The sequence below is a fragment of the Caballeronia choica genome (assembly GCF_001544535.1).
GTDB classification, from domain to species: Bacteria; Pseudomonadota; Gammaproteobacteria; order Burkholderiales; family Burkholderiaceae; genus Caballeronia; species Caballeronia choica.
This window is the reverse complement of the sequence record NZ_FCON02000329.1, coordinates 1-3,398: the sequence shown is the minus strand read 5'-3', so window position 1 is coordinate 3,398 and position 3,398 is coordinate 1. Positions and strand designations below refer to the sequence as shown.

Sequence of the window (3,398 nt, the reverse complement as noted above, 5' to 3'; positions counted from 1 at the left end):
CGTGCCTTATGGGAAGTTCTGTCTAACGGGGAGTTGCAGATCAGATTCGACACGAATGCGACTGGCCGCGTCGGTTTGGTGCCTGGTTGGTCGCCGGTCAACTCCCCATAAAATCTCGGTTCTCCTTTGCTATGGTCGTCTAGCCTTCCCCGGCAACCCTCATAGGAGGACGTGATGCTAGACACGTACCTGGTAGCACCCAAAACCCTGAAACGCCTGCGCTCGGGGCCCAGCGGAGCCTTCATTGATGACTTTGCTGACGCGCTGGAACGGGACGGATACTCCGCGGCCAGCGCGATACGTTATCTGCGTGCCGCCGACCATCTGGGCCGCTTCATGCAGGCGCACGGCGGCACCCTGGCCGATGCGGATCCACAGACTTCAGAAATCTTCTATCGTCATCTGCTTACCTGCACCTGTCCGGAAGCAAAAGGAGGTAAAGCCAACCACCATCTGTATTTCGGTGCCAAGCGCTTTCGCGAATACCTGATTGAGATCGGCGTCTGCCAGGACAACAAGCCCTCGATTGCCGAGAATCGAGAGCCGGCAATCGTGAGCGGTTTCCGGCGATGGTTGCACACGCACCGAGGCGCAAAAGTGTCGACCATTCGGCTCTACTGTCGTGATGCCGCGGCGATGGTGGAGGTGCTTGGTAGTGACGCGACCCAGTGGGACGCAAAGCAAGTGCGCACGTTCCTGTTGAACGGTGCCTGCAACTGTGGCATCGGTACCGCAGAAAAGCGGGTCACGAGCACGCGAGCCTTCCTGCGTTATCTCGGTGTTCAGGGTTTATGTCGAGCCGGACTCGATCAAGCGGTTCCGGCGTTGGCGCACTGGCGCCTGGCGACACTGCCACGGTGTCTGAGCGCTGACGAAGTTGACCGTCTGATTGCTGCATGCGATGGCAATTTACACGGGCGCCTTCGCGATCGCGCGATTGTCCTGTTGCTGGTGCGACTCGGGGTTCGCGCTGGTGACCTGGCGAACCTTCGCATGAGCGATATCGAGTGGGAAACCGGGACGTTGCGCGTCTCGGGAAAGGGGCGCTATGAAGTTCGTCTGCCGCTGCCGCAGGATGCTGGTGAGGCACTTCTGCGGTACATCGAGTCGCGACCTCGAGTTGCCTGCAGCGACCACGTCTTCGTTCGAAACATCGCCCCCTTCAAGCCGTTTATCTCAGGCGATTGCATATCGTCGGTAGTGAAGCGTGCACTAAAACGTGCCGGGGTGAGTTCGCCCGCCAAAGGCGCCCATCTGCTGCGACACACAGCGGCGACCGAGATGTTACGTCATGGGCTTCCCCTCGACCAGATAGGCCAGGTCCTGAGGCATCGCAGCATCGACACCACGGCCTATTACGCCAAGGTCGACGGCGCGCTGCTCAGGCAAGTCGCGCAGCCATGGCCCGAGGTGACGAAATGATGCCGGCCGTAGAGTCCTATCTTGCCGCGCGGCGTGCGGCCGGCTTCAAACTACTGAACGCAGACTATCTGTTGCACAGCTTCGCGTGCTTTGCCGTCAAGCGCGGTGAAACGCACGTTCGCGCGCAAACCGCAATCGACTGGGCCGCTGAGGCCTGGTCGGTGGCCCAGCGTGACGCGAGGCTAAAGACTGTGTGTCGGTTCGCCCAGTATCTGCGTACCGAAGATCAAAGTCATGAGCTGCCGCCCGCCCGGTACTTTGGGTACCGAAAGACACGCCGTGTCCCGTTCATCTACTCGCGCGCCGATATCGAGCGCCTGGTCAACGCAGCCTTGCAATCGGGTCCTCGCGGTATGTTGCAACCACAAACGTATGCGACATTAATCGCCCTACTGTCGGCCACGGGCATGCGGATCTCTGAGGCCCTGAACCTGCGGCGTGCCGACATTACTCCCGAAGGATTACTCATTCGAAAGAGCAAATTCCAGAAGACGCGTCTGGTTCCACTGCACGAGACGGCGGCGGAGGGTTTGCAGAGGTACTTGACCCTGCGGCGGCAGTCCCGTCCGGGCGACGACCATGTGTTCGTTGATGACGATGGTCGCCCGCTCAGATATACGGTCGTTTACTGGATGTTCCAGAAGCTGTTGAAGATCGCCGGCATCGGCACCACCCACAACGCCCACCGTCCCCGCCTGCATGAGCTCAGGCACACGTTCGCCGTCAGGGCACTGGAGGCGAGCCCGGAAGGCCGGGACCGCGTTGGGCGGCACATGTTGGCCCTTGCGACCTACATGGGTCACGTCAACATCAACGCCACCTATTGGTATCTGGAGGCTACTCCCGAGCTTCTGAATGACATTGCTGTCGCCGCAGAGGGGTTTCTCACTGGAGAACAGAAATGATCCCGATCGCACCGCACATTGTGGCATTTCTTCGTCAAAACCTTGCTCATGAGAGAGGCGCCAGCCAACACACCTGCGACTCCTATGCTTGCACCTTTCAGCTCCTGTTCGAGTTCGCCGCCGGGCGACTCAGGATGACGCCGTCGTCGCTAGCGCTGGAGCAGCTCGATGCGAGACTGATCAGCGACTTCCTGGAATATCTGGAAGATACGCGCCAGAACTCGCCTGGGACTCGGAATGTCCGGCTAGCTGCAATCAGGTCATTCTTCCACTTCCTTGAGTATCGCGAGCCCGCGATCCTCGAACAGGCGCGACGAATCCTGGGCATTCCCTACAAGAAAACTGATTCACGGTTAGTGCCGTATCTGGGCGAGGAAGAGGTTCGGGCTCTGCTCGATGCGCCTGATCCGTCAACGCGCGAGGGGATCCGGGACCGGGCGATGCTGCATCTGGCCATCTGCGCTGGACTGCGTGTATCGGAACTGACGGGTTTGCAAGCCGCCGATGTTGTGTTCCCGTCAATGAGCATCCGTGTTCACGGCAAGGGTCGGCGGGAGCGCGCGTTGCCCCTGTGGAAAACGACCGCTAATGCATTGCGTGCCTGGATGGCGGTACGGGGAACTGTTGCAGTACCGGAATTGTTCGTCAATGCTCGCGGTGAAGCAATGAGTCGCTGGGGCTTCGCGTATATCCTTAAATGCCACGCTGAGACCGCTCGTCATGCGTGTCCTTCGCTATCGAAGAAGCAGGTATCACCACACGTGTTGAGGCACACCTGCGCAATGATAGTACTACGAGGCACACAGGATATCCGGAAAGTGTCCTTATGGCTCGGGCATAGCGATCTGGCAACTACTGAAATCTACACTCGCGCTGATCCCACTGAGAAGCTCGAAGCCCTCAACGCGATCGTCCCACCGCATCTGCGCAGAGGTTCGTTTCGGCCGTCCGATAAGGTAATCGCCATGCTCAGGGCCAAGCTTTAATGGAGAGTTAAACGGGCGCGGAGTCCGCTCCGTGCTCGCTGCGAGACATCTTCTCCCCATAGGGAACCACTTCCCATAAGACACG

The 3,398-nt window shown here is 59.3% G+C and carries 3 protein-coding genes; all 3 read left to right on the top strand.

Annotation, left to right across the window (positions count from 1 at the left end):
* Positions 1–174 precede the first annotated feature (174 nt).
* Genes AWB68_RS43325 through AWB68_RS43315 form a run of 3 tightly spaced genes read left to right on the top strand, consistent with a single transcriptional unit; the run spans position 175 to position 3,313 of the window.
* Entirely contained in the window at positions 175–1,422 is a 1,248-nt protein-coding gene (locus AWB68_RS43325) for a site-specific integrase (RefSeq protein WP_200828963.1), read from the top strand.
* Entirely contained in the window at positions 1,419–2,327 is a 909-nt protein-coding gene (locus tag AWB68_RS43320) for a tyrosine-type recombinase/integrase (RefSeq protein ID WP_087650240.1), read from the top strand. The genes AWB68_RS43325 and AWB68_RS43320 overlap by 4 nt, the downstream gene beginning before the upstream one ends.
* A complete protein-coding gene (locus tag AWB68_RS43315; protein WP_087650239.1) occupies positions 2,324–3,313 on the top strand; it encodes a tyrosine-type recombinase/integrase in 990 nt (329 codons plus the stop codon). The genes AWB68_RS43320 and AWB68_RS43315 overlap by 4 nt, the downstream gene beginning before the upstream one ends.
* Positions 3,314–3,398: the final 85 nt, after the last annotated feature.